General features: G+C 55.1%; 21 protein-coding genes. 1 reads left to right on the top strand and 20 read right to left on the bottom strand.

Annotation, left to right across the window (positions count from 1 at the left end; genetic code table 11):
- Positions 1–63: 63 nt before the first annotated feature.
- From clpB to RBR60_RS00065, 9 genes are all read right to left on the bottom strand, one after another.
- Positions 64–2,661, bottom strand: coding sequence for an ATP-dependent chaperone ClpB (gene clpB / locus RBR60_RS00105; RefSeq protein WP_413815439.1), 2,598 nt, complete (start codon positions 2,659–2,661; stop codon positions 64–66).
- A gap of 255 nt (positions 2,662–2,916) precedes the next feature.
- Positions 2,917–4,575 (bottom strand): diguanylate cyclase, encoded by a 1,659-nt coding sequence (locus RBR60_RS00100; RefSeq protein ID WP_320353539.1) that lies wholly within the window; start codon positions 4,573–4,575, stop codon positions 2,917–2,919.
- The gene (locus RBR60_RS00095) at positions 4,572–4,970 is read right to left on the bottom strand and encodes a response regulator (protein WP_320353538.1); all 399 of its coding nucleotides are present in this window, start codon (positions 4,968–4,970) and stop codon (positions 4,572–4,574) included. The genes RBR60_RS00100 and RBR60_RS00095 overlap by 4 nt, the downstream gene beginning before the upstream one ends.
- Positions 4,971–5,040: 70 nt before the next feature.
- The gene (locus tag RBR60_RS00090; protein ID WP_320353536.1) at positions 5,041–7,227 is read right to left on the bottom strand and encodes a hybrid sensor histidine kinase/response regulator; all 2,187 of its coding nucleotides are present in this window, start codon (positions 7,225–7,227) and stop codon (positions 5,041–5,043) included.
- Positions 7,227–8,711 (bottom strand): CheR family methyltransferase, encoded by a 1,485-nt coding sequence (locus tag RBR60_RS00085; protein ID WP_320353535.1) that lies wholly within the window; start codon positions 8,709–8,711, stop codon positions 7,227–7,229. The genes RBR60_RS00090 and RBR60_RS00085 overlap by 1 nt, the downstream gene beginning before the upstream one ends.
- Positions 8,705–9,769, bottom strand: a complete 1,065-nt coding sequence (cheB, locus tag RBR60_RS00080; protein WP_320353534.1) for a chemotaxis-specific protein-glutamate methyltransferase CheB — start codon at positions 9,767–9,769, stop codon at positions 8,705–8,707. Before cheB ends, RBR60_RS00085 begins: the two co-directional genes overlap by 7 nt.
- Positions 9,769–11,454 carry a methyl-accepting chemotaxis protein gene (locus RBR60_RS00075; protein WP_320353533.1) on the bottom strand — a complete coding sequence of 562 codons (1,686 nt, stop codon included), beginning with the start codon at positions 11,452–11,454 and terminating at the stop codon, positions 9,769–9,771. Before RBR60_RS00075 ends, cheB begins: the two co-directional genes overlap by 1 nt.
- A 15-nt stretch (positions 11,455–11,469) precedes the next feature.
- Complete coding sequence (locus RBR60_RS00070; RefSeq protein ID WP_320353532.1) at positions 11,470–11,868, bottom strand: hypothetical protein; 399 nt, start codon at positions 11,866–11,868, stop codon at positions 11,470–11,472.
- A 16-nt stretch (positions 11,869–11,884) separates the two neighbouring features.
- On the bottom strand, positions 11,885–12,406 hold the full coding sequence (locus tag RBR60_RS00065) for a chemotaxis protein CheW (RefSeq protein ID WP_320353530.1): 522 nt from the start codon (positions 12,404–12,406) through the stop codon (positions 11,885–11,887).
- 127 nt (positions 12,407–12,533) lie between these two features.
- On the opposite strand from RBR60_RS00065, the gene RBR60_RS00060 reads away from it, so the two are divergent.
- Positions 12,534–13,004 (top strand): hypothetical protein, encoded by a 471-nt coding sequence (locus tag RBR60_RS00060; RefSeq protein ID WP_320353529.1) that lies wholly within the window; start codon positions 12,534–12,536, stop codon positions 13,002–13,004.
- A gap of 34 nt (positions 13,005–13,038) precedes the next feature.
- Here the strand turns inward: RBR60_RS00060 and RBR60_RS00055 are convergent, their stop codons facing one another.
- From RBR60_RS00055 to RBR60_RS00005, 11 genes are all read right to left on the bottom strand, one after another.
- A complete protein-coding gene (locus tag RBR60_RS00055; RefSeq protein WP_320353528.1) occupies positions 13,039–15,603 on the bottom strand; it encodes a diguanylate cyclase domain-containing protein in 2,565 nt (854 codons plus the stop codon).
- A 311-nt stretch (positions 15,604–15,914) separates the two neighbouring features.
- Positions 15,915–17,786: an aldehyde ferredoxin oxidoreductase family protein gene (locus RBR60_RS00050; protein WP_320353527.1), complete on the bottom strand. Its 1,872-nt coding sequence runs from the start codon at positions 17,784–17,786 to the stop codon at positions 15,915–15,917.
- Between the two features lie 72 nt (positions 17,787–17,858).
- Positions 17,859–19,040, bottom strand: a complete 1,182-nt coding sequence (locus RBR60_RS00045; RefSeq protein ID WP_320353526.1) for an iron-containing alcohol dehydrogenase — start codon at positions 19,038–19,040, stop codon at positions 17,859–17,861.
- 50 nt (positions 19,041–19,090) lie between these two features.
- Complete coding sequence (locus RBR60_RS00040; RefSeq protein WP_320353525.1) at positions 19,091–19,612, bottom strand: hypothetical protein; 522 nt, start codon at positions 19,610–19,612, stop codon at positions 19,091–19,093.
- Positions 19,613–19,678: 66 nt separating this feature from the next.
- Positions 19,679–20,269 carry a TetR/AcrR family transcriptional regulator gene (locus RBR60_RS00035; RefSeq protein WP_320353524.1) on the bottom strand — a complete coding sequence of 197 codons (591 nt, stop codon included), beginning with the start codon at positions 20,267–20,269 and terminating at the stop codon, positions 19,679–19,681.
- A 280-nt stretch (positions 20,270–20,549) separates the two neighbouring features.
- The gene (locus RBR60_RS00030; protein ID WP_320353523.1) at positions 20,550–21,110 is read right to left on the bottom strand and encodes a hypothetical protein; all 561 of its coding nucleotides are present in this window, start codon (positions 21,108–21,110) and stop codon (positions 20,550–20,552) included.
- Positions 21,111–21,176: 66 nt separating this feature from the next.
- Positions 21,177–22,112, bottom strand: a complete 936-nt coding sequence (gene lipA, locus RBR60_RS00025; protein WP_320353521.1) for a lipoyl synthase — start codon at positions 22,110–22,112, stop codon at positions 21,177–21,179.
- Positions 22,113–22,400: 288 nt separating this feature from the next.
- Positions 22,401–22,862 carry a pyridoxamine 5'-phosphate oxidase family protein gene (locus tag RBR60_RS00020; RefSeq protein WP_320353519.1) on the bottom strand — a complete coding sequence of 154 codons (462 nt, stop codon included), beginning with the start codon at positions 22,860–22,862 and terminating at the stop codon, positions 22,401–22,403.
- 17 nt (positions 22,863–22,879) lie between these two features.
- Complete coding sequence (locus RBR60_RS00015; protein ID WP_320353518.1) at positions 22,880–23,239, bottom strand: hypothetical protein; 360 nt, start codon at positions 23,237–23,239, stop codon at positions 22,880–22,882.
- A gap of 96 nt (positions 23,240–23,335) precedes the next feature.
- Positions 23,336–24,967: an apolipoprotein N-acyltransferase gene (lnt, locus tag RBR60_RS00010; RefSeq protein ID WP_320353516.1), complete on the bottom strand. Its 1,632-nt coding sequence runs from the start codon at positions 24,965–24,967 to the stop codon at positions 23,336–23,338.
- A gap of 239 nt (positions 24,968–25,206) precedes the next feature.
- On the bottom strand, positions 25,207–26,187 hold the full coding sequence (locus RBR60_RS00005; protein WP_320353515.1) for a hypothetical protein: 981 nt from the start codon (positions 26,185–26,187) through the stop codon (positions 25,207–25,209).
- Between the last annotated feature and the right edge of the window lie 127 nt (positions 26,188–26,314).

Here is a 26,314-nt window from a genome sequence, read left to right as displayed (position 1 = left end):
GCGTTGTGCTGCAAAACGCCGCCATGCACCCATGAAGGCCATGGCGGAGTCGAAAATGTTTTTTTATGTCACAGGCGAAGATTCAAAGATAAGAGGCCCGCCCTCGGAACTGAGTCCAGGTCGCACCCCAATCCGGCTGCCTTCAGCGATTTCCCCTTTGAGAATCTTCACAGCCAGGGGATTTTCCAGAAGCTGCTGAATGGCTCGCTTGAGCGGCCTTGCCCCATACACCGGGCTGTATCCGCGTTCCGCCAGAAAATCCAGGGCTTCCTTGCTCAAGGCAAGGGTTACCCTCTTTTCCTGAAGCCGGGCTTCGAGACGCTTCATCTGAAGGGTCACAATGCTGCGGATCTGCTCCGGTTTCAGAGCTTCAAAAATGATGGTCTCGTCAATGCGGTTTAAAAACTCAGGCTTGAAGGTGGCCCGCAACGCCGCTTCCACAGCCTCCTCCATCTCGCTCCGCCTGCCCTCTCCCATTTCCTGAATCATGCGGCTGCCCACATTGGAAGTCATAATGATGAGGGTATTCCGAAAATCCACGGTGCGACCCTGACCGTCGGTGAGACGGCCATCGTCGAGCACCTGAAGCAGCACGTTGAACACATCGGGATGGGCCTTTTCGATCTCATCAAAAAGCAGCACGCTGTAGGGCCGTCTCCGCACCGCTTCGGTGAGATACCCGCCCTCCTCATAGCCCACATACCCCGGAGGCGCTCCGATAAGCCTTGCCACGGAGTGCTTTTCCATGAATTCACTCATGTCGATGCGCACCATGGCCTGCTCCGTATCAAAGAGAAAGGCTGCCAGTGCCTTGGCAAGCTCGGTCTTGCCCACGCCCGTAGGTCCCATGAAGATGAAGCTGCCCAAGGGGCGATTGGGGTCCTGCAGGCCGGATCTGGCCCTGCGCACGGCATTGGAAACCGCCTCCACCGCCCGGTTCTGGCCCACCACCCGCTGGGCCAGAACCTCTTCAAGGCGCAGAAGTTTTTCCCGCTCCCCTTCCATCATGCGGGCCACGGGAATGCCCGTCCAGCGGGACACCACTTCGGCAATGTCTTCGGCCTCCACCTCTTCCCGCAGCATGCGCTGCTCCCTCTGAAGTTCAGAAAGAGCGGCCCTCGCAGCCTCAAAGTCCTTCTGCAACTCCAGCATGAGGCCATACCGGATTTCCGCCACACGTCCAAGATCGCCCCTGCGCTGGGCCTGCTCCTCCTCAATGCCCAGCTGCTCCATTTTCTCCTTGATCTCCCGGATGCGGGCGATGGTGTCCTTTTCATTCTGCCAGCGTCCCCGCTGTTCCTGAACTTCCTCCTTCAGACCGGCAAGTTCCGCCTCAAGCTTTTCAAGCCTTGAAGCCGAGGCTGCGTCACTTTCCTTGCGTAAGGCCTCCCGCTCAATTTCAAGCTGGGTCATGCGGCGCTGCAGCTCATCAATGCTGGCGGGCATGGAGTCAATCTCCATGCGGATTTTGGAAGCGCATTCATCCATGAGGTCAATGGCCTTGTCCGGCAGAAAACGGTCTGCGATGTAACGATCCGACAGGGTGGCCGCAGCCACAAGGGCCGAATCCTTGATGCGCACCCCATGATGCACCTCGTATTTTTCCTTAAGCCCCCGCAGGATGGAGATGGTGTCCTCCACGCTGGGCTCCTGGGCCAGAACGGGCTGAAAACGCCGCTCCAGGGCCGCGTCCTTTTCAATATATTTTCTGTACTCATTGAGGGTGGTAGCGCCTACGCAGCGCAGAAGCCCCCGGGCCAGGGCGGGCTTCAGCATGTTGGACGCATCCATGGAGCCTTCCGCCGCACCGGCCCCCACCAGGGTATGCAGCTCGTCGATGAAGAGGATAACCCCGCCTTCGGCCTTTTCCACTTCTTTCAGAACCGCCTTCAGCCTGTCCTCAAACTCGCCCCTGTACTTGGCTCCGGCAATGAGCGCCCCCATATCCAGCGCCATGAGTCGCTTGTTTTTCAGGGATTCGGCCACATCCCCTTCCACGATACGGCGGGCAAGACCTTCCACAATGGCCGTTTTCCCAACCCCCGGCTCACCGATGAGCACGGGATTGTTTTTGGTTCTCCGGGAAAGCACCTGCACCACCCGCCGGATTTCCTCATCCCGGCCGATCACAGGATCGAGCTTGCCCGCCCGGGCCAGATCCGTGAGATCCCGCGCATACTTCTCAAGGGCCTGGTACTTGTCTTCGGGATTGGGGTCGGTTACCCGGTCGTTGCCCCGGATGGTCTGGAGGGTTTCAAGGATACTCTCCCTTGAAATACCAAATCCTCTGAAGAGCTTCTGGATATTTTCCCTTTCATCGCAAAGGGCCAGAAGGAGGTGTTCCACGCTCACATACTGATCCTTCATGGTGCTCGCCTCTTTCAGGGCCGCTTCCAGTACCCCGTAAAGGCTGCGAGAGGGTCCCCTTTCTCCAACCGCTCCCGTGACTTTGGGAGATTTCCGGAGAAGATCCGTAACCCCATGGCGGAAGGCTTCGAGGGGCAGGCCGATTTTGCGGAATATGGCCATGGCAATGCCGTTTTCATCCTGAAGCATGGCTTCAAGAAGGTGGACGGGCTCCATCTGGGGATGGCTGTGTTTTTCAGCTATGTGGATCGCTTCCTGGAGAAGCTCCTGGCTTTTCAGGGTGAATTTATCCAAACGCATGGCGTCTCCTTTTTGGATGAAATCCTGACGGATGGTTTCAGACCCTTTTTAAAAAAAATCCGGGCCGGTTTCCCTGAAATCATAAGCATGGGGGAAGGGCTGTCAAATGAGCGGTCTGGATTTTGCATAGACTTTGCCCATGAAATTTCCCCAAATTCCCTTTCCCAGAAAATCATGGAAAAAGGGGACCGAAGTCCCCTCCCGGATTCCATTTCTGCTTTTTTATGCCTCTTCAGCCTGCCCATTCTCTCACAGAAAACACCTATCCGCAGCGGCTGCAAAAACCCGGTTTCTCCCGCTTTTTTTGGCCGCGTAAAGGGCTTCATCCGCTGCCATGCAGAGGCTTTCCAGATCATCATGGGAGGCAAAACTGGCTACCCCGCAACTGAAAGAGCAGGAAAAGGTAAGCTCCCCCACTTTAAAGCAGATGGCGGCAAAGCTTTCCCTGAGCTGCTCAAGGAGGCGGCTGGCCTCTTCCAGGGAACAATCCTGAAGAATGACGGCAAATTCTTCTCCGCCATAGCGACCGATCACATCACTTTTCCGAAGCCTTTGTTTCAGAAGACGGGAAACCGCCACCAGCACCTGATCCCCCACAGGATGGCCATAGGTGTCATTCACCTTCTTGAAATGGTCAATGTCGATCATGGCAAAGCAGAGATTTTCCCCTTTGCGGCGGGCATGCTCCATCTGGACAATGAGATGCTCCCGGATGGCGCTGTGATTGTAAAGCCCGGTCATGCTGTCTTTCACCATAAAGGAACGGATGAGCTTCATTCTTTCCGCACGCACGGATACGGCAGATACCAGATGGCCCGGCTGGATGGGCTTGATCAGAAACTCATCCCCTCCCATCCTGCGAGCGTCAAACTGAAGGTTGGTGTCTCTTTCCTTGGACAAGAAGATGATGGGGATGCTGAGATAGGCATCCATCTGGCGGATGGCCCCCGCCAACTCCATGCCATTGCATCCTGGCATATACACATCCATGAGAATCAGATCCGGCGTGAATTCCGAAAGCAGGGCAAGGGCCTGCATGGGATCCGTCAACACGCGGGTTTCCATGCCCGCCTCCCGGAGGATGATGCTGTACAATTCCGCAAGATGGGGATCGTCCTCCACAATCATGACCCTGTAAGGCTCCGGCTCCGTGTCTGCGGTCATATCCTGCAGCATGGAGCAGAGGGTCAGAGGATTGACCGGCTTTACCAGATAAGCGCTGGAACCTGTACGCACAGCCGCCAGGCGGGCCTTGAGATCCGCCTGGATGGAAATGAAAATGACAGGAATATGACTGTGCTGACTTTCCCGAATCTGACGGATGATCTCCGCCCCTCCCGTATCCCTGTCATGGTGAATCATGTCCATGACGATGGCGTCCGGCGGATGCTCAAAAACCGCCTGACGGAAGGTTTCGAGATCCTCAAAGGCCTTGACCCGGAAACCAAAACAGGTGATCTGCGTGGCCATGCCGGAACACTGGATGGGATCATCCTCACAGAGGTAGACGGTCTTCTGATTTTCCGATGAAGCAAGCATTTCCGTCATCGCCAGGTCCATGGGAGAAAAGCATTCCGGAGCCGCCACAGCAAGCTCCCGGATTTCTTTTTCTACGGCAGCCAGACAGTCTTTTATCCGCCCTTCCCAATCTTCAGAGATGGCCTTGTCCTCCATAAGACTCTTGGCAAGGCGTTCTCCCGCATCCGCCGCACGGGCCAGACGATGCAACCCAAAGGAAGCCGCGGTTCCTTTAAGGCGATGCAGCTCCCGATGCAGGGCTTCGGCCTTTCCCTCCCCTTGTTCATCCCGTGTTCCCAGTATGCTGCGGATGGTTTCAAGCTGCTGGGGAAGCTGCTGGGTGAAGGTTTCTTTCAGTCTGCGGAAACGCTCGGATGCGGACAGGTTCATGGCATCTCCCCTTTTGTGCGGTTTGTGACGAGAAGGTCTGCCACCACCCTGAAAAGGGTTTCCTGAAACCCCCCATCCTTGGCCACAATGGCCGCAATGGCGGGATGCTTTGCCCGCAGCGCAGTTACGTCATCGGCGGTGAGCAGCACGAAGGGCTGAAAAAAACCATGCTCGCGCAGGGCCTCAAGCAATTGCACGCCGTTGATAAAGGGCATGTGCATGTCCGAAACGACCACCGCGATCCCGGAATCCGTTGCCACCTTTTCCAGAGCGTCCATGCCCCCTTCCGCCACAACCACATCCAATCCGCCCTCTTCAAGGGCCATCGCCGCAAGCTCTGCGGAAAACATGTCGTCGTCCACCACAAGCACCCGTACGCCATTGCCAGCCATCATCTTCTCCTTGTATCCATGCAGGAGCCTGGTCTCTTCTCCCAGGCTTTCCATTTTTTTCTCAGCCCCAAGCTCAGCCGCCGATCAGACTGCGGATGGTTTCCAGGAGATTGGACTGATCAAAGGCCTGCTTCACAATATAGGCGTCCGCCCCGGCTCGGATGCCCCTTTTCCTGTCGCTCTCCTTTTCAAGGGAGGTGACCACAATAATGGGTACGGCCAGATAACGCGGATCCGACCTCAGCTTTTCCGTCAGGGAAAAGCCGTCAAGCCTTGGCATTTCAATGTCCGTTATCACAAGATCATACAAGGTGTCCCTGGTTTTTTCAAAGGCTTCCAGCCCGTCTTCCGCCGTCTCCACCCTGTAGCCATAGGCTTCCAGAATGCTCTTTTCCAGCTCCCGGGTGTTGATGGAATCGTCCACCACCAGAATCAGACTGCTTGTCATTTCCGCATGCGTCTGGGATTCCACGGAGACTTCACCGGCAAGCCGGAGTATTTCCGGAATATGCAGCACGCTGACCACCCGTTCTCCCTGAATGACGCCTCCTGTCACAATCCGCACTCGACTGAGAAATCCTGGCAGAGGTTTAACCACCATCTCCTCCTGGTCCGTTACGTCATCCACCAGCAATCCCAGCTGATTTTCTCCGTCCCGGACCACCACCAGCGCGCCCCCGCCCGGAGAGCTGTGTTTTTCATCCAACCTCAGGAGTCTTGCGAGGTTTTCCACAGGTACAATCTGCTCCCGCAGACGCATGGCCTTTTTGCCCACAATCTCAATGAGATCCTCCTTGGTGACCCTGTGCATTTCCACAATGGCCGTGGCAGGAATGGCAAAGGGCAGGCCTCCGGCCTCAACAATAAAAAGCGGGAAAACCGCCAGATTCAACGGCAGATGCACAAAAATGGAAGTTCCCTCCCCCCTTTGCGTCTCAAGGGTGATGGAGCCCCGCAGTTCATGGACGATGTTCTGACGCACCACATCCATTCCCACCCCCCTTCCGGAAATATCCGTGATAATGGGGCTGGTGCTGAATCCGGGCAGAAAAATGAGGTTGTGGATTTCCGCCCTGGACATGGAGGCCAGGGTCTGTTCATCAAAAATCCTTCTCGTAAGGGCTTTGGCGCGGATCTTTTCCGTATCGAGACCCCTTCCGTCATCCCGCAGCACAAGGGTCACTCCTCCTTTGTCATAAAAGGCCGCAAGGGAAATGAGTCCCTTGGGTGCTTTACCCAGAGCCCTTCTTTCCTCCGGATCTTCCAGGCCATGATCCAGGGAATTGCGGATCATGTGCAAAAGAGAATCCCCGATTCTTTCCCCGATCTTCCTGTCAAGCTCCGTCTCTCCACCCGTGACCACAAAATCCGCATCTTTTCCGGCATCTTCGGCGAGATCCCGGAATGTTCTCCGCAAGGGCTCGAATACCGTGGAAAGCGGAGTCATGCGCAGTTTCAGCGTGGCCTCCTGGAGCGAACCCATGAGGGTAGTCTGCATCCTCAAACAATCCGTCAGGGTCTGGGCTGCCTGACGCATCTCCACCATGGCCACATCCAGGCCCTGAAGAACCCTCCTCGCGGACTCCGTTTCCTCGGTTCTTTTTCCATACAAGGCGCTCACTCCCTCCACAGCTCCGGAAAGTGTCCGCAACCTTTTCTGAACAAAGGATGTACTCAGGCGCAGACGACCCTGTTCTGCAACCACCTCGCCCATAAGCCGCACCAGATCGTCGAGTTTGCCCGTATTCACACGCAAAGAACCTGTAACCGGAGCCTGGAAAAAAAAACCTGGCTGTCCGGCAGAGGAAACCGGCAAAACAGCTTTAGAATCTACGGCTGCGGGCTTCTCCTTTTCCTGGGCATTTTCTCCGGACAGGGAAGCCATCTCCCTTTTCAGGGCCTGGCAGAGTTCCACAGGCAGGCCAGACGCATGCTCACCGGTTTCCGTCTCTGCAATCATAGAAACAAGGGCGTCCACGCTTTTTAAAAGCAGTCCGAAGGAGCTGCGGTTCAACCGGATTCTGCCAGCCCTGGCCGCATCCAGAAGATCTTCCATGCCATGGGCCAGTTCGCCAATCCCCGTAAGCTTCATCATTCTGGCCGAACCCTTGATGGTATGGGCGGAACGAAAAAGCGCGTTCAGGGTTCCGGTGTCGTCCGGAGAAGTCTCAAGACTGAGAATGCCCTGGGTGAGCGTTGCGCAATGTTCCCTGGCCTCAGCAGCAAACCTTGCCAGAAATCTGGATCTGTCGATGACCATCAGCGCTCACTTTCTTTCAAAAGATCGAGCTTATGCCTGCATACCGCCTGAAACTGCTCCGCATGGAAACGTAAAGGGAAATACAGGTCCCCCACTTCTCCGGGATTTCCCTTTGCGATCAGTTGCAGAGCCGTCCCATAGGCCGCAAGCGCCCGTTTTTTCTCTCCCATCCGGTTCATAAGCTCCGCAAGGTAAAAATGGGCAGGCCAGCATCGGGCGTCATGGTACAGAACCTCCCTGAAATACCCCAGCGCCTCCACCTGCTCTCCGGCCTGATAGGCAATCAGTCCCCGCATGAGACGGGCGGTCAGACAGCCCGCATCCTGGCTCAGGGCCACATCGCAGGCCATCCTGGCCTCCTGGAGGCATCCCATGTTGAGGCGTATGCTGGCCACCAAGGTATGGGCGTGGATGAAGGCGGGATCCTTTTCCAGAAGCCCTTTCAGGATAAAAAGGGCCTGATCCGGGCAATGATCACGCACCTTTTCCAGGGCTTCATCAAAAAGAATGCGGACGTCTTCTTCCCTGCGCAGGGCAAAGGAAGGGGCAAAGGTTTTACGAGCCGTTTTTTCAGGGGGGCTTCGCTTCAGAAGTGGCCTGGGAGAGATATCCAACTCCCGTCTTTTTACCCGCCGGTCCACAGGCGTGATGTCCGGCAGCTTGCGGTAGACAAAAAGGCCTTCCATCTCCATCAGCGAAAGAACGCCCAGGTTGTGGTGCAGGGTTTCTGTGGCACTCACGACCAGGTATCCACCCGCACGGAGACAGCCCGCCAATCGCATGAAAACTTCTTTTTGTACGGAGGCTGCAAAATAGATGGACACATTCCGGTAAAAAAGGATGTCCGTGTCCCGCATAAAATCCGGATACAGGCTCGTGCGGAGATTGACGGTCTGAAAGGAAACCATGCTGCGGATTTCATCCCGCAATCTGTACTGTCCCGGGTCTACGGACTCAAAATAGCGGTGGAGCCTTTCTTTGTCCATGCCACGGAAGGAATGTTTTCCGTAAACGCCTCGAAGGGCCCTTCGGATGGCGGAATCATCAATGTCAATTCCTGCAACCTCAAAATATTTCAGACTTTCCGGTCCATAGTGTTCATGGAGCAGGATGGCGATGGAGTAGGGCTCTTCTCCCGTGGAGCAGCCCGCGCTGAGAATCCGGATCCGGCCTCCCCGCCGTCCGGTCATGAGATCGGGGATGAGACGGTTCAACATGAGGCTGAGGTAGCTCGATTCCCTGAAAAAATACGTCTCATTGATGGTGAGGTGCTCCACCAGCCGACTTCTTTCTTCCGCATCCCGCTCTAAAAGCTGAAGATAGCCAAGAACCGAGTCCGTCTTCAGGGCATGCATCCGGTTTCTGAGACCCACAGGCAGAGACTCTTCCCTGCCAGCCCCCAGGGAAAAACCAAACTCCTTGAGAATCAGCCTTCTGAAGGGTTCCAGCTCGGTTTCTGACATTTCCTGGGGTCTGTTCACCATCCCTTGCCCCTGTTTTTTTGCGCAAGATGCAGAAGAAAAGCCGTGATCCCTCCCGGAGAAAACACCTTCTGCACCACACCCCGCTGGATGGCCAGGCCGTTCATCCCGAAAATCACCGAGCTTTCCTCACTCTGGGCCAGGGTCAGGCCACCTTCTTCCTGAATGCAAGCCAGACCCGCCACCCCATCATCCCCCATGCCGCTGAGAATAACGCCCACCGCAGCCGCGCCAAAGGATTCAGCCACAGATTCCAGCAGCCTGTCGCAGCAGGGATGGTAGCGGGATTCCCTCTCTTCCTGGAGACGGAGGCTCCCCTCTGGGCTGACCCGCATGCGGCATTCCGCAGGGTTCAGATACACATGCCCTGGCTTCAGTATCTCTCCGTTCGCTGCGGGCAGAACACGCAGGGACGTGCAGGAGTCCAGCCACTGGGCCATCCCTTCCGTAAAGCCCAGAGCCACATGCTGGGCCACCACAATGGGAATGGGAAAATCCGCAGGCAGACCGGAAAAAATGGCGCTCAGCGCCTGGGGACCTCCTGTGGACGAAGCCATGGCAATGATGCGCACCGGCCCTTTTTTTTCCTTCCATTCCCCTCGTTTCAGTTTTTCCATCTCGGATCCGGGTTTCTCCGGCTTTCGCATGGCGATCTGGTGTACCGCCACATCCACATCCGCCAGCATCTTGATCCTGCGGATGAGCCTGGCTCCATCCTCCAGATCCATATCCGATTTTTCGAACACGTCCAGAGCCCCTCTGGAAACCGCGCTGAAAGCCGTGCGCACGCCGGAAAGCGAGGTCAGGGCCAGAATGGGGAGGGGCTCCTTTTCCATGATTTTCCCAATGGCTTCCAGACCATCCAGCACGGGCATGGCAATATCCATGGTGATGAGATCCGGCTTCAGACTGAAAGCCTTGTTCACCGCCTCAAGGCCGTCCTGTGCTTCTCCGATCACCATCAGGCCAGGATCAGAGGCAAGGATGGCCCCGATCCTGTGCCGCATGAAAGCGCTGTCATCCACCACCAGAATCCGGATTTTCCGCCCCTTTTTTTCCATCAGCGGGAACTCCCGGAACCCCTGGCCTCACTTGCGGCCTCCCCAAGCCGGAATCTGCCCAAAAGTCCTTTGAGCTTTTCTGCCATGGTGGTCAGCTCCTCGGCCACGCGACTGGATTCCTGGGCCGAAGCCGTCGCATCCCTGGCGCCCTGGTTGATGTCTTTGATGGCAATGAGAATCTGACTGCTGGCAATCTGCTGCTGTTGGGTGGAAAGGGAAATCTGACGGGCTGAATCCGCACACTCCTCCACCCCGTTCACCACCTCCATGAGCATACCCACGGTCTCCACCGAGGCCCTGTGACCTTCCTGCATCATACCCGAGGTCTTTTCCGAAGACATGACCAGCCGGTTCACGGAATCGAGAATCTCGGTGATGCGGCCTTCGATCTCCGCTGTGGACGCCACCACATTATCCGCCAGCCTGCGGATTTCCACAGCCACCACGCCAAAGCGCTTACCCATTTCCCCCGCACTGGCCGCCTCCAGGGCGGCGTTGAAGGCAATGAGCTTGGTCTGGTTGGCAATGTCATTGATGATTTCCATGATCTTGGTGATCTCCTTGGATTTTTTCCCTAAGGAAACAATCTCGTGGAGATTGGCCTGCATGTCCTGATTGATGGTGTCAATTTTTCCCGTGAGAAGATCCACTTCCCCGGCCCCATGGCGGGTGTCCGACAAAGTCTGGTTTGTTCGCGTCACCACACTCTGGCTGTGCTGGGCAATCTGACTGGCTGAAGACGAAAGTTCCTCAATGGAAGAGGTGATTTCCGCCACGGAACTCGCCAGTTGGGCACCGAGGCTGGATTGCTGGTGCATGTTGGAGGAAATGCCCCCCGCGTGCATGTGAAGCGATCCTGTCACTTCGGAAACCATGCGGATATTCTCCCGCAACTTTCCGATCAGATTATTGAAATGCTCCCCGAGCTCTCCCACCTCATCCTTTGATAAAACAGGAACCGAAAGGGTCAGGTCATTGTCAAAGCCCCGCATTATCCGGGTCAGGGTTTGTATGGGCCTCACCAGAACCCGGTGGACAAAAAAAGAAGCCATCAGCATCAGGAGGAAGACCGCGCCAGTCGTGATCCACAGCTGAAGGAGCAGGGTCTGGATCACTTGCTTATGGATAACCGCCTTTTCCCTGGCCACAGCCGCATCAATGTCATCCATGTAAAACCCTGTGGCCACCACCCACTTATGGGTGGGCACAGCCTTGCCAAAGGAGGTTTTCGGTCTCATGCCCTCCTCACCTGGAATTTGCCAGAGGTAATCCAGAAAACCCTCTCCCCTTTCCCGACAGATGCGGGTGAGTTCATAAATGATTCTTAAGCCAGTGGGGTCCCTTTCCTCGGTCTGATCCTTTCCCACCACCTCTTTTTCCGGATGCACCTGCATGACATTGTTATAATCATGGATCCACAGATATCCTCGATCTCCGTAGCGAAGGGCGGCAACGGCTTTTTTTGCCTCCTCCACGGGCAGCACTTCGATGATCTCCACGGCCATTTCCACAAATTCCTTCATCTGCCGTTTTCTTTCCGAAAGCAGGGTTTCCCTGTAGGCTTCGGCCTGAGCGGCCTCTCTGCGTACGGTGCTCAGGGCGGAAATGAGTCCGATGGCCATGGCCGTCAGAACAGTGCATACGACAATCAGGCCCAGTGCTTTTTTCTGCAATGTCACTTTCATGGTAATCCCTTTTGTTCATGTGCCTATGAATCCATGACAGTCCTTCTGCCCAAGAACTCTCGCAAAATCGAGCAGAATGTATAAGCGTCCATTCCTTAAAAAAACGCCCCACACTCCCCTTAGGAGAACGCAGGGTTCAAGCCAGTCGGGAAAGGGACGAATCCTGCTTAAAGACGCATCCACCACATCTTCCATACCTTCTATGGGCACAGAATACGGCTTTTCTCCCGTGGTATGGAGAAAAAGCCCTGTATTCTCCCTTTTCACATCCTGCGCCAGGGTCCAGGGAAGCCCCGGCAAAATCCGCTCCGGATCCCACGGTTCGTGTGCGCTTCGCAGAACCTGGAAAGCAGGAACCCCGTAATAAAGCCCCTGGGCTCTGAAGAGGAGCAAGGCCACCGTCAGGCCGTCCATATCCGGCACCCCCCCTTCATGGCGTGACTCGAGCCACCAGTTTTTCCACATCCAGCAGGGCAAGGGCCTCACCCGAAAATTCAACGGTTCCTGACACAAGCTCACGCAGAACGCCGGAAAGACTGGAAAGGGGGGGGCCCACACGGGTCAGGGGAATATCCACCACATCCACCACCTCGTCCACAAGCATCGCCGCCCGGAATCTTCCCTTCTGCACCATCGCGATCAATCCCTTGGGATGCGGCCGCTTTTCACTTCCCAGAAGCCGCCCGAGATCAATGGCCGCCTCAATCTCTCCGCGTACATTGACCAGCCCCGGTATATATGTGGGCAAAAAAGGCACTGGATGGATTTCCCTGCCCTGGAGAATCTCCTTCACGTCCTTTCCGTGCAGGGCATAGCGCTGCCCCCCCACAGCAAGGACCACCATTTTGACCTGATCCTCCTCCACATCCACCACATTCCGGGTTTTAAGGGATTTTCTGACTTCCGTGAGAATCCTGTCCGGACTCAAAAAATTTTTTCCATCCTGCTCCATACCACCACATTCCATAAAAAAATGCTTGTTTTTAAAAAGCAAAACTGGCAAGCCACATGGGTTCAGGGACCAAGGCTTTTCCTGTCTGTTTTCATACCACACGCACGACCTATTATGGGGAATCTTTATGCTCAGCGACTTTATGGACCATGTGGTGGCAAGGGGCGCAGAAGCCCTACTGCCCCACAACCTTTCCGATACCTGGCTGGAACTCATTTACAGGGCTTCAGCCCGTTTTCTCCGCCACCTGGCCCAGGCCCCGCGCACGGAGGAAGCAAGCCCGCTGGATCTTTTCGAAGACCTGGATGGCTCCATCTTTCTTGCTGCCATCACTGAAATTCTTCAGTCCCGCTACGATTATCCTGCCTATTTCCAGATTGAAGCGCTACCCGAAGAAGTGCTTTTTGAAAGCATTGCCTGCTACGCCATGTATGCGGCCCTGGAGGATATTTTCCGAAAACACGGCCTTGTCTACCCCCATCCCGATGCGGACACCCTCCTTGAACCCCAGGTGCTCAGGGAGATCGAGTCCGAAACCCCCCGCCTTTCACAACTTCTTCATGAAATTTTCAGCGGTTCAGGGGAAGGGGAATCATGAGTTTTTCCAAGCCTGTGACAGCCATGATCCCCTCTCATCCACTGCTGATCACCGCACGGTTACGTCCCGCCGCCTTGGCGGCATACATGGCCTGATCGGCTTTTTTCGCAAGCTCCATGAGGCTTTGGCCGTGATCCGGATAAAGGGCAAGGCCGATGCTGGCGGAAACCTCCAGTCTGTGCCCTTCAATGTCAAAGGGTTGGGCAATGGCTTCACGGATTTTTTCCGCCACCTTTTCTCCGTCCTCCGGACTTTGGATTTCAGGCAGAAGAATCACAAATTCATCTCCTCCGATGCGGGCTGCGGTGTCCGAGTTCCGAAGAAGTCTCCGAATTCGGTCCGCCACTGCCCTGAGGAGCTCATCGCCTACGCCATGACCCAGTTGATCGTTTACGGGCTTGAAACGATCCAGATCAAGAAACATCAGACACACAGGCCGCAGGCTTCTCCGGGCTCTGCTCAGGGCCATGCGGACCCGATCCTCAAAAAGGGTGCGGTTGGGAAGTCCTGTGAGAGGATCGTGGAGGGCCATGCAGGTGATGTGCGCCTCCATTTTCTTACGTTCCGTGATATCCGTTTCCGTTCCCCGGAACCCCACCACCTCCCCTTGGTCATTGCGTATGGGTACGCCGTTACCCAGCACCCAGAGAAGACGGCCCTGCCGGGTGATCACCCGTTTTTCCCGATCTTCCAGCTCCCGGCCTTGGGCCATCAGCTCTTCAGCAAATTTTTTCTGAAGATCCTGATCTTCCGGAGGACAGAGTTCATGATAGTGCATACGGCCCACCATCTCCTCCGCCCCGTACCCGATTATCCCCTTCACCGCAGCACTCACAAAGGTATACACCCCACGCCTGTCCACCTCCCAGGCGTAAGTCCGGCTTTTTTCCGCAAGTTGGTCATAACGGCGCTGGCTTTCCTGGAGAAGCAGCTCCATACGCTTTCTGTCCGAGATGTCCATGATCAGGCCTTCGATGGCTTCAGGGAAACCGTTATCCCCGAAAATCACCATCCCCTGCTCCCACACCCACTTACGCTCGCCTGAGGCGGTGAGAATCTCGTACTCCAGTTCCACGGAGCTGCGATTTTTCACGCCTTCCATCCATTTTTGCCTTGCAAGTGTGCGGTATTCCGAAGCCATAATCTCGTTAAAGGCAATCTTTGCGTTATGGATCAGATCCCCAGGCGCATACCCCGTCAGGCCGAGACAGCCATCTGATACAAATTCCATGGTCCAGTTTTCATCATAGCGACAGCGATAGGCCATACCGGGCAGGTTACTGAGGAGCACGGACTTACTCCGCTCACTCTCCCTCAGGAGGTCAGCCACCTGCTTTCTCTCCGTGATATCCGTTGCTATACCCAGTACGCCCGGACGATCCCATTCTCCATAGGGATACGGAACCCTGCTGATCTGAAACCATCGTATGGATCCGTCCTTAAGCCTTACGGACTCTTCGGCAATCACGTTTGGTTTTCCGGTCTCCATGACCCTCAGGTCTGCTTTGCGCCAGCTTTGCACCTGGTCGGAATCCATACCATAATCAAACTCTGTCTTTCCCACTACGGCATCCGCCCTGCATCCCAAGACCTGGGCCAGGGTCTGGTTCACCACAAGAAAACGGCCTTCCCGATCTTTGGCAAAAACATACCCTGGCATCACATCGATCATCTGGCGCAGCTGCTGTTCCGCCAGCCTCGTCTGTTCCGCCATGTCCATGGTCCGTGCGGTTTCCACAGCCAACCTGCGATTCAGGCGCTTGAGTTGAAAACCCCAGATAAAACCCGCAACCAGAAGAAGACCCAGGCCGCCCACCACCTGAAACAAAAGCCCATAGTCCACCCTGTACCCCACTCTGATGGAAATGTGACGATTGACAGCATCCTCCACCTCCTGAGGCGTGAGGGTCACGACCCCTTTATTGAGAATATCCCGAAGCTCCGGCTTTTCCCGCGTCACTCCCACCCGCAGTCGGTTGGCGTATGCAGGAATCTCGCCTGCAATTTTGAGATTAAACCACCCTTCCTTCCGGATGGTGTAAGCCGCCATGGTCAGGGAGCGCAAGGTCATATCCGCCCTGCCTTCTTCCACCATCCGGAAGGTATCCGTTTCCGTCGGAACCGTCAGGATTTTGAGATTGGGATAGTCGCGCCGCACCCTTTCCTCCATGCTGGTGCCTTCCGGGAGTACAAGGGTTTTGCCCTTCAGGGCTGCGGCATTGGCGATATAATCATGTTCCACACGGGTCACAAAAACATTGGGATTGATAAAGTAAGGCTCTGTGAAGACAAGCCAGGCGTCACGATCAGGAGTCTGGTTGAGAAAGGGCAGAATGTCACACTTCCCCTCCCTGGAAAAGGCCAGACTCTCATCCCAGTTCCGTGTGGGTACAAGCTGCAATTTCACCCCAGAACGCTCGGCAATGAGCCTGATCAGGTCAGCGGCAATCCCCACAAACTCCCCATCTTCGGTGAGTCGCTCATAGGGCTCCCAATCCGGATCCACACACATGGTCACAGGCCCCAGTTCCTGAAGTTGGGCAAGCTCGGCTTCCGCCCATACCGGATTTTTTGCCAGAGCCGGAATCTGTCCGGACATGCATATCAGAAAAAAAAGGATGCAAAAATTCCTATGCAGGCTTCTCAGCATGGGCGCTCACTTTCCGCATGGCAGAAAAATTCCCGACCGCCATGAAAAAACACCGCAGCGGACAAGGCCATGGAAGGATCAGAAAAACAGGAAGGCTACGTGCGAGAATATGCCATGCCCCCGGCACTTTATCAATAAGGAAGCCTTCCCTTCCCACCGGGAAAACAAAAGCGGATGAAAGCTCCGGAAGGTCTGGATCTTTCATCCGCTTTTCATACAACACGGTTCATCTTCCCATCCGAAATCCGCCCTGGATTTCCTCATCCGCAGTTTTTCAGGGGAATACCAAGATCACGAAGAAGCCTTTGTGTTGGAACACCGTTTTCATCATAGGCCCGCAAGTCATAGTAGCGATCCAGCATTTTCTTTAAGGGCACGGTGCGTTCTTTTTTGTCCCCCCTGCGGCTTTCCCTCAAGAGGCGCTCGGGCAGGGTATCGTCCTTGCGGGAAATACCCATGCGGGTATTCATGTAGCGTTCCAGAACATGTATACGCTCTCCGGCCTTTAAAATATCGGAGGAAGAGAGGCGTTCTCCGGTGATGGAAGTCCAGAGATGGGTATAGGCACTGAAATCCATGAGGGCGATGGCGAGTTTGGGCACAAAGCGCATGAGGATGGCCAGCATGAAATCCGGGGTGTATTTGGAAAGGGGCGGTTCCAGGGTATAGGCAAACATGGTGAACTGACAACTTTGCAGGGCATTGATCACACAGGTGAGGTTTTCAAAAAAAATGACAAACTCCGCCTTGGCCTGGGTGGAATGGCGGTCGAGAAGACCAAAATACACCTCAAGGGCCACAAGATAGGCGGAAAGGTGGCAGGCTCCCCGGTTGGCCACGGCATAGGCCAACCCTTGCCCCATACTTCCCCTTGGATCATAGGCGGCCATCTCAAGACCCTTCACCTGCATGGCAAAGGCTTCTCCGCCGTAACGACTGGCAAGGTAACGGCAGCCTTTGGCCATTTCCGCACCCAAACCTTCATTTTTTACCATGGAAATCAGGGCCTCGCTCACCCCTTCAGCAGAACCAAAACGCAGGGGACTTTCCACAAGACCCTTTTCCGAAGCCTCCATCACCCAGGCAAGCGTACCGCCAGCGCTGATGGTATCCATGCCCAGATCTGAACAGATCCGGTTCCATTCCGCATTTTTTTCCCGGTCAAAAATGCCGAGATTGGTGCCAAGAAGGACGGTGGTTTCAAATTCGGGAACGGGCATCCGTTTTCCCCCATAGCTACCCGAATGACCACAGAGGATGGTGCAGGGCTTGCAGGTATGGAAACGGGTATCGTGCAGATCCTTTGTCATTTCCCCCGACATTTCAAAGGCCCTGTCATGGCGGCCTGCCCGAAAATTTTCCACAGGCAGGATGTTGGCCTCGTTGTTGGGATTGAGATTCATGTTGGTGCCGTAGTTACGAAGCCCCACGGAGCTGGTCTCGTTGCGCTGGATATAGGCGTTGCCCCGCTTTTTCGCCCTTTCAAAGGCTTTGGCATTTTTGGGCACAATTTTATACACCCCGCCTTTGGCCACAATGGCCTTGACCTTTTTGGCTCCCAGAACGGCTCCCATGCCGCCCCTGCCCAGAAAACGATGGCCCGAAGCCACATTGGCAAAGGCCACAAGGTTTTCTCCCGCAGGCCCGATGACCAGTGCCGCCTCCTTGCCGCTGGCAAGGGCCTTCTGGCTTTCCTGGGTATCCATGCCCCAGAAGGGCTGGCCGTCCTCAAAAACCACCCCCTCCTCATCCAGCCGGAGGATGACGGGAGTCGGCGAAGCGCCCTTAAGAAGCAGGCCATCCCAGCCTGCGGTTTTAAGCTGCATGCCAAAGGGTCCGCCACAGGAGGAGCTGGTCATAATGCCCGTCAGAGGCGAGCGGGTCACGGCATGAAACCTTCCCGAACAGGGCGCTCCAGTACCCATAAGTACACCGGGCATGAGGGCGATGATATTCTCCGGCCCAAGAGGCTCGGCATTGAGGGGCATGCGGTCATACACCAGCTTCAGGCCTAAGCCCTTGGCCCCCAGCCACTGCCTGCGTTCTTCCCCTGAAACCGTATAAATGGAAAAACTACGGGTGGTAAGATCCACCTCCAGCACCCGGTTGGATGTTCCTGAAATTTCCTTCATAGCCTTACAGTCCCCCCTCCTTCTTGCATTGCAATGTGAACAGATCCAATGAGACGAAGCGCCCGTGTGCCATCAGAAGGCTTTTTTCAGAACCGCCTTGGCGTCTTCCATATCCATCTCCTTGGGATTCATCATCAAAGCGCCATCATTGATGGCCTTGAGGGCAATTTCTCCCAGTTGATCCTCACGAGCTCCGGCGTCCTTTAAGCGCATGGGAAGTCCCGCCTTGCTTTCCAGATCCTTTTGCAAGGTGTTGAGGGACTCAAGGAGGCGTTCCGGTCTGGACTTGGGCGGGGTGGCCGCATAAATTTCCGCACCGCCTAAGGGAAGAAGAAGCTCACCAATGATCTCTGCCCGTTCGGGAAGATTATAGGCCAGTCCGTGGGGCAGAAAGATGCCCATGGCCACCCCATGGGGAATGTGGCAGACGGCCCCTGCCGCATGACCCAGGGCATGCACCATGCCCACCATGGAGTTGGAGAAGGCCGCACCCGCCATACAGGAGGCATTGGCCAGGGCCAGCCGTGCAGTGGCATTTTTGCCGTCTTCCACGGCAACGGGCAGATAGCGGCTGATGAGGGAGATGGCCGCCGTGGCATGGGCGTCACTTAAGGGGTTTTTCTGCAGACAGGTGTAAGCCTCCATGGCGTGGCTCAAGGCATCCATGCCCGTGGCTGCCGTGATTTTTGCGGGCATGGTGAGGGTCATTCGGGGGTCGATGAGGGCAAGATTGGGAAGAAGGTGGCGGGAAACAAAAGCCATTTTCACATTTCTTTTTGTATCCGCAATGACCGCTACCAGGGTTACTTCCGAGCCTGTGCCTGCGGTGGTGGGCACCACCACAAGGGGCTTTAAGGGTCCAGTGAGGCGATCTGCCCCCATATAGTCCTTGAGATCTCCCTTGTCGTGGGACACCACGATATTGACGCCCTTGGCGGTGTCAATGGGGGATCCCCCGCCCACGGCCACAAGACCATCGCATCCGTTGGCCCGATACACTTCGGCAATGGCATTCACCACATCCACGGAAGAATCCGGAGGCACATCCTCATAAATGGCACCGATGGTCATACCGGAACTGCCAAAGGCTTCCTGCACGATCCGAATGAGGCCTGCACCCACCACCCCTTTATCTGTGACAATGAGAGGACGGGTAACTCCCATCTGAGAGAGCTCATAAGGAAGGTTGTCCAGGGCCTTGTGGCCGGAAACGATTTTTACGGGATTATAAAATTCAAAATAGGACGGCAGCATGGCGGCAACTCCTCAAAGGGTTTGGAAGGTAAGGGTCAGGGCAGGACATCCTACAGGCCGAAGGGAATGCCCAGGGTATAGATATAAAGTCTCCGCCTTATGGGCCGCAGCACAGGGGGCATGCGTTTGACCAGAGGGCGGCAGATGAAGGCGGGATAAAGATAGGCCAGCAGGCGGTCGAGGCAGCGCACAAAGGACATGGACCTTGCCACATCCCCCACAAGGCTGAGGCGGTTTTCCGCAAAGGCCTGGGCGGCCCCCATCTGCGGGGTCAGAACGAGAAAGGCACTTTCAATATTTTTAAAGCGGATAATGAGATCAGCATCTTCTTTTGCCCATCCCGCATAACAAACCCGACCGTCCACTTTCTTAAGCATCATGGAAGGCCCCTTAGGGAGGATGCACATGGCAAGGATGAAACCCTCTTCCCATTCCGCCACTTCCCTGCGGATGCCCGCATCCAGCTTTGCTGCGGACTGAAAGGCCCTGCCCAGCACAAAAAAGACCACCTGGGCCACCAGTTCCTTGAACCATTTCCGGCCGGGCGTGACAGGATCATATTTTTTCTGCATGTCTTTCCTCCTTAAGCGTGATGGGAACCGGACAGACGGAACCGTTTCCCGTAATGCGTCTGTTCCTCAGGAGCGGGAACCTGAGGTAAAAAAAGGCCGATTGAGGGCAATCAGGGCTTCGATCAGTACGGAAAAGTCCATGCGCTGCTCCCGCACCAGTTCCTGGATGACGCAGCCATCAATGATGGCAATAATGAGTTTCGCAATGTCAGAGGCGGCCCTGTGATCGGGGAAAAGGGTGATGAGGGCCGCAGCAAGCATCTCCTCCCAGCGGGCATAGGTCTCGGCAATTTTCTCCCGGAGCTCGGGGTTTCCTGCCACCGCCTCCCGCACAAGGTGCAGGTGCAGCCTGCCCCTGTCCCTTGCCTCCAGAAGCGAGGTCATGAGCAGGGCAAAAAGGCGATCCGGGCTTTCCCGCATGCGCTCCAGAAGCTGAAGAAGCTCCCTTGTGATGGTCTCCATGTGGGCTTCGGTGATGGCAAAGATCAGGTCGTTTTTGGAGGCAAAATGGTAGTGAAGGGTGCCCTTGCTCACCCCGGCCTCCTTTGCGATGTCCGAAAGGGAAGCCTTGTCCACGCCCTTGTCGAGAAAAAGGTGGGTGGCAGCCGCAAGAATCCCCTCGCGGGCCAGTCCTTTGGGCCTATCCGAAATGCGCATTGTTTTTCCCCTGCCATGGTGTCGCTCGGCCGACCGGCCGAATCATTGTTCCGCAGTTATGCATGAAAACGAGAACCCTGTCAAGACGATTCAATGCGCAAAAAAATGACGCATCCCATATCAAAAAATGCCCTGGGCAAAGTCTTCCATCTCAGACAACCAACAAGAGGGCATGACACTGAAAAAGTAGCGGATATAAAGATTTTATCCATAAAAAATCCGGATTCCCCCTTGCGGTGAAAACCCGGATATGCATTTTCTTCTTTTCTTAAAAAACGGTCTAAAACTCGTTGGATAAGGCCTTATATCCTTTGACAAGTTCCATGTTGGCGCAGACCACGGATTCGGAAAATTCAGAATCCGTCGCCCGCACCTTGGGAATCTCATCCAGTCTGGACTGAGGTCCGAGATGGGTAGTGGAAGGCACATAAAAGCCCGGCGGCAGATCACAGCCATCCAGAACAGAGTTATGCCGGACCACACAACCATCGCCGATCCTGCAATTGAAGACCACGGTATTGAAACCAATGAAAACCTTATCTCCGATGGTGCAGGGACCATGGATGATGGAACGGTGGGCAATGGACGTGGATTCTCCGATCGTCACTGCAGCCCCCGCCTTGGAGTGAATCACCACCCCATCCTGAATATTCGAGTTGGCCCGGATAAGAATGGGCGCAAGCTTGCCCTCTCCATCCGTCTCATCGGCCCGGATCACCGCATAGGGCCCCACAAAAACATTGGCTTCAATGATCACCTTGCCACAGATAATGGCCGTTTTGTCCACATAGGCATCCGGATGGATGACGGGCATATCGCCATTGGGATTTCTACGGATCATGGAATTTTCTCTCCTGGTTTCGGGTTCACACCGCAATCGGATCTGACGCAGACACAGTCAGCGCCTTCAGCAGGATTGCATATCACACTTTCCCTTGGTCCAAAAAGCCCCAGCCTGATAGGAGCTGCGCACAAAGGGAGCGCTGGCCACGGCCTCAAAGCCGAGGCCAAGGGCCTTCTTTTTCCAGGACTCAAAGGTCTCGGGAGGAATGAAACGTGCCACAGGGAGATGGGCCGGGGAGGGCTGGAGGTACTGGCCCAGGGTAAGCATGCGGCATCCGGCCTTTCTCAGGTCCTTCAGGGTTTCAAGAATTTCTTCTTCTGTCTCACCCAGCCCCAGCATGATCCCGGATTTGGGAGGAATACCCGCAGCATGGACCGCCACGCGGGAAAGAAGGGTGAGGGATCTCTCATAGATCGCTTCCGGCCGGACCACCGGATAAAGGCGCCTGACGGTTTCAAGGTTGTGGTTGAGCACATCCGGCCCGGCCGCCAGAACCGCATCCAAGGCTTGCTCAGACCCCATGAAATCCGGAATCAGCACTTCAATGCCTGCCTGGGGCAGTTTACGCCGAACCGCACGGATGGTTTCACAGAAAAAAGATGCCCCCCCGTCTTCCAGATCATCCCGGGTGACAGAGGTGAGTACCACATAGGCAAGGTTCAGGGCTGCGGCGGCCTCCGCCACGCGCAGGGGCTCTTCCGGGTCAGGCGGAAAGACAGAACCCGATCCGATATTACAGAAACGGCAATGACGGGTACAGGTTTCCCCTAAGAGCAGAAAGGTGGCCGTCGCTTTACTGAAACACTCAAACTGATTGGGGCAGTGGGCTGCTTCACAGACCGTATGGAGCCCTCCCTGCTTCAGAAGGTGCTGCACACGACCATACACAGGCCCCTTCGGAAGACTCCTGCGAAGCCAGGCGGGTTTGCGCACTCCTTGATCTTTCTTCCCATCACAAACGCCTCCCTGAGCAGAGACACCATGATCCCGACTTTCCATACCGCTTCTATCCTTCTATCTGTCTGTATTTAAATAAAAAAACACCAGTCATGGGGATTAAGGGAGCGCATACGTCCATGGTCCCTTTTTCAACAGGCCCCACTTCATGAAAAAAGAGCCATGCCCTCGTTTTTAATTTACAGCAGTCCCCAAAATCAACTTGAAGGCATCGCCCTTGAATCCACCCCTGTGAACAGATGCAACAGAGCCTGAAAAAGGCTCACAAAACCCACATGGATACAGCGAGCAGGACGACTTCCAACAGGCCAGGGGACTTCCCGGTCTTTTTTATAACCGGGCCTTTCCTGTGACCGCATCCATGAAAATCCTGAATACGCGGGTCTTACCATGACTGGCCGTGATATATTTCACACCTTCTTCAAGGTGATCTGGGGCATATTTATGCACAAGAGCTTCAAGGGCCTGGCGTTTTTCTTCGTCAAAAACCTCCATGATCCCGCCGGATACAATGACGCTCTCGTACCGTGTACTGAATTTTGGCGGCAGCACTTCCGTACGTCCCACCACGCAGAAGGACACTTGGGGAACCCCGGTGAGATTATCGATCTTATGCCCTTCCAGGGCGCAATGAAAATAGATCCCATTCCCGATAACAGAGAAATTCAGGGGAACCCCATAGGGCTCTCCTTTGGATCCTACTGTGGACAAAACCCCGTATTCCGCCCTATTCAGGAGGCAAAGAGCATCTGCCTCCTGCATCTGCCTGTCCGATCTTCGCATTCTGTGCATAATGTTTCCTTCTGTTCTTATTTTCCAACGGCTTCCACGCAGGATGTCCTGTAGCTCTCTTCCTTTGTGTCCAACCCAATCTTGAACTTTGTGTAGTATCCTACGTTATAATCCGAAACCCCGAATGCCTTGCTGCAGGCCTGTACCGCCTCATCAGAGACCACGCAGAATTTTTTCCCCTGAGCCTCTTCATAGCCTGTCAGGACAGCCACATTGCCAAGATAACGCTGGGAATTGCTCTGGCAGTCATAGCATTTCACCACCACAGATCCGACGGCCTTGCAATTCTCCGCGTCGATTTTCGTGGTTGCCAGGGCCAATGCAGGAAGCATCAGTGTGAGAAAACAGATCAGAAGGGTGCAGGCGGACCGAAACATATGATTTCTCCTTTTAAAAAATTTTGGTATGGACTGCCTTTCAGACATCACTTTTTTATGTTGCAAATGAAATGCCATTCATCAAACCCTTCAGGATCAAGCCTTCCTGCACTGCCTCAGTGCAGCCCGCATACTCCAGCATACGATCAGAACCGCCCCCCACAGCCAGACATACCCCCTGCGTGCAAAGACCGTCGAAACATCAGGACAAAAAAGTATTTCCCGTGTGACCCAGGCCGTATCATGGGGGCTCAGAGTTCCCTCCACAATCTCCCCTGTGGCCCGCACATGGGCACCCCCACCGGAATTGCTGCTTCGAACGAGGGGCCGACGAAATTCCACAGCCCGGAAAACCGCCATGCCCAGATGCTTCTTTTCCGCCCTGGAGCTGAAAAACCAGCCATCATTGGAAAGCTCCACCAGAAGATCGGCCCCCAGATCCACGCCTTCCCGGACAAGCTCTGGAAAGCCACTTTCAAAGCAGATCAGGGGCTGAACCGAAAAATCCCCCACACGGACAAGGCCGGGGCTCTCGCCTCTTGAGAGCCAGAGCTTTGCGCCTGACTCTTCAGCCTCTTCCGGAAAAAAATAAGAGTAGAGGCTTGTTTCTGAAAAAGGAACCGGGATCCTTTTTCTGTAAACCAGAGCGCATTCCTTCCCAGGATCCAAAACAAAAACAGCACTGTACCGGGCTTTTATTTTTTCTTCCACAATGCTGCGATCATGGGCATCCACCCTGTGGATCACGGGAGCATCAGGTGCCGGGATGTCCTCTCTGCCATGCAACAGAGCAGGAATAAGGAGATGTTCGAGTTTCCCCTTAAGTCCGCTCTTTTCAAATTCTTCCGAACGGCAGTCCATGCGCGGAAGCTCCGGAAAAAGAAGGAGATCCGCATCCCGGACAAGATCCGGATTTCGGGTCAGGGCCTCAAGACAAAGGGTCTCATCGGTTTTAAAATTCACAATATTCTTACGATCCCAGCGGACGGGAACGTTGGGCTGCACCGAGGCCACACGGAGGCTCCGTCCCACGGTTTCCCGCTCGTCTCCCTTCAGCAGGGCAATGCGCCAGGCCCCGTATCCCAGAATCAAAACCAATAGAATGGAAAGGGAAATAAGACTCTGTGCAAAATCTTTGAGCTTACGCTGCCTGATCCCGGAAAATATGTCCACAACCAGACCATTGGCAAAGATCAGACAGAAGCAGACCAGAAGCTCTCCGCCAAGATCGGCAATCTGGATGAATCCCGGCCAGAAGGCGGCTGCCACCGCCCAGGACACCGGAAAAAGAACGGGACGCAGATAAATCAAAAGGGTCAGAAGGCTGGCGCAGAACAGGGGGCCTGCCGGAGTCCCCTTGCGGTTCATCCAGCCACAGAGAGCCCCGAACAGGGCAAAGGGAATCCCCTGGTACAGCCAGATTCCCGCCAGGGAAAACAAAGACTGCCAGAAAGGAAGATTCATCAGGCTTTCCATGGCATGCAGCAGCCAGAAGGTACCAAAAGCCCAGCTCAGGGTGCCAAAGATCCAGCCCGCCATCAGCCCCTTGAGGACTCCCGTTTTCCCGCCATGGTTCAGCATATGGATAAGGGGCGCAAGCAGAATACAGGCCAGCCAGGGAGCCTTTTCCAGTGGAGAGAAGAGACCAAGCACCAGGGCAGCGGTCAGAAGAGATCCCCAGGAACACCAGCTCTTCCGGCATTCCACAGGCAAATAACGCTGCCCCATCCCAACCTCCTTCCCTTTATGTCCCATGGCCATGCCTGAAAGCTCAGGCCAAATGGTGATTTTAACTGCACATCACATCGTCTGTATGCGCAGGCGCTGCACCATTACCATCTGTGCCTATGAATGCCGGAAATCAGAAAAAATCGCCAACTTCATGGACAGGACTGCCCATAAAGTTGGCGGGTCTTTCAGACGAAAAGTAAAGTAGAAATGCCAATCGTGCTGCACACAAATGCGGTTTAACCTGAGATGCGGCCCATGGGCTTCACCCCTCCCCTTCGCCCCAGGCCGAACCCCACACGGTAAAGATCCGGCATATTGATACGTCCGTCCTTCATCTTTTCAAAAATACCCAGACGTACAAGGTCTTCCATGATTCCCGGCCATCCCCGCTCCATATGCTGAGGAGGAAGCCTTGTTTGCATGAGCATGGAGTAATCCCCGGTAAAAAACTGAGCCCAGCGTTCTTCGATCACAGAAAATTCGCATGGCACCGTAAGGCCTGCCAAAGGCTCAAGCAGGATTTTCACCCAGGGGTATTCTTCCCCTATCTCTCCAATCCGGATTTCCGAGGCCTTCTGCACACCCCGTTTGATGCTTTCATAGTGAAGCGCATGGGGATGACCCGGATATTTTTCCAGAGAATCTTCTGCGGCAGCCCGGATGGCCGCCAGAAAGGATCGGGGAGAGGTCTGCCCCCTGCCATCGGCCAGATGGCTGACCGACCAGACATAAGGAACGCCACGCCGCCTGTCCTTTCCCATCCAGGCACCCGCCAGGGCCTCGAACAGACGGCGCTGCTTCTGACCGTCCAGCTTTGCCTCATCTTCAAGGAACCACAACCCCTCCTGCTGCCGGGCCTGTCTGCCCATAATCCCGTCATACACCCTGCGCAGCACCTCGCCATCTTCCCCGGAGGCATTGCACAGCAACTGCCAGAGCAGACCATGCAGGTCATGGGGCTGCCATGTAAGCTCTGATTTTGTGGCCAGCAGCTTTGAGGCATCGGGAAAATCCGTTACCGTACGGCCGAACTGATCTTCACGGAGAAACACCTTGGCATGGATGGCCTGAAAGGGCTTCAGCCACAAAACGATCCGCAGCAGGTCTCGGACAATGTCATCCATGGTCTGCCAGTCATTGCTGGTACGATCAAGGGCATCGAACACAAGAAATCCCTTAAGCCCTTTTTCCTGAAGCGTCCCATTCAGTTTTTCCACGCATTTCGCCAGCGCTTCCGGATTTGACCGAACCCAGTCCACCGTACCGGCCAATCCTTAACAGGAATATCTTCTCCGGTGATTTCCGCCGCCCAGCGCAGAACAACAGCCTGCCAGATCCTGTAGG

This window comes from Desulfobotulus sp., from assembly GCF_034006065.1.
In the GTDB taxonomy this organism is placed as follows: Bacteria; Desulfobacterota; Desulfobacteria; order Desulfobacterales; family ASO4-4; genus Desulfobotulus.
Note: the sequence above shows the minus strand (reverse complement) of the source record. Positions and strands in the feature narration are given on the sequence as shown.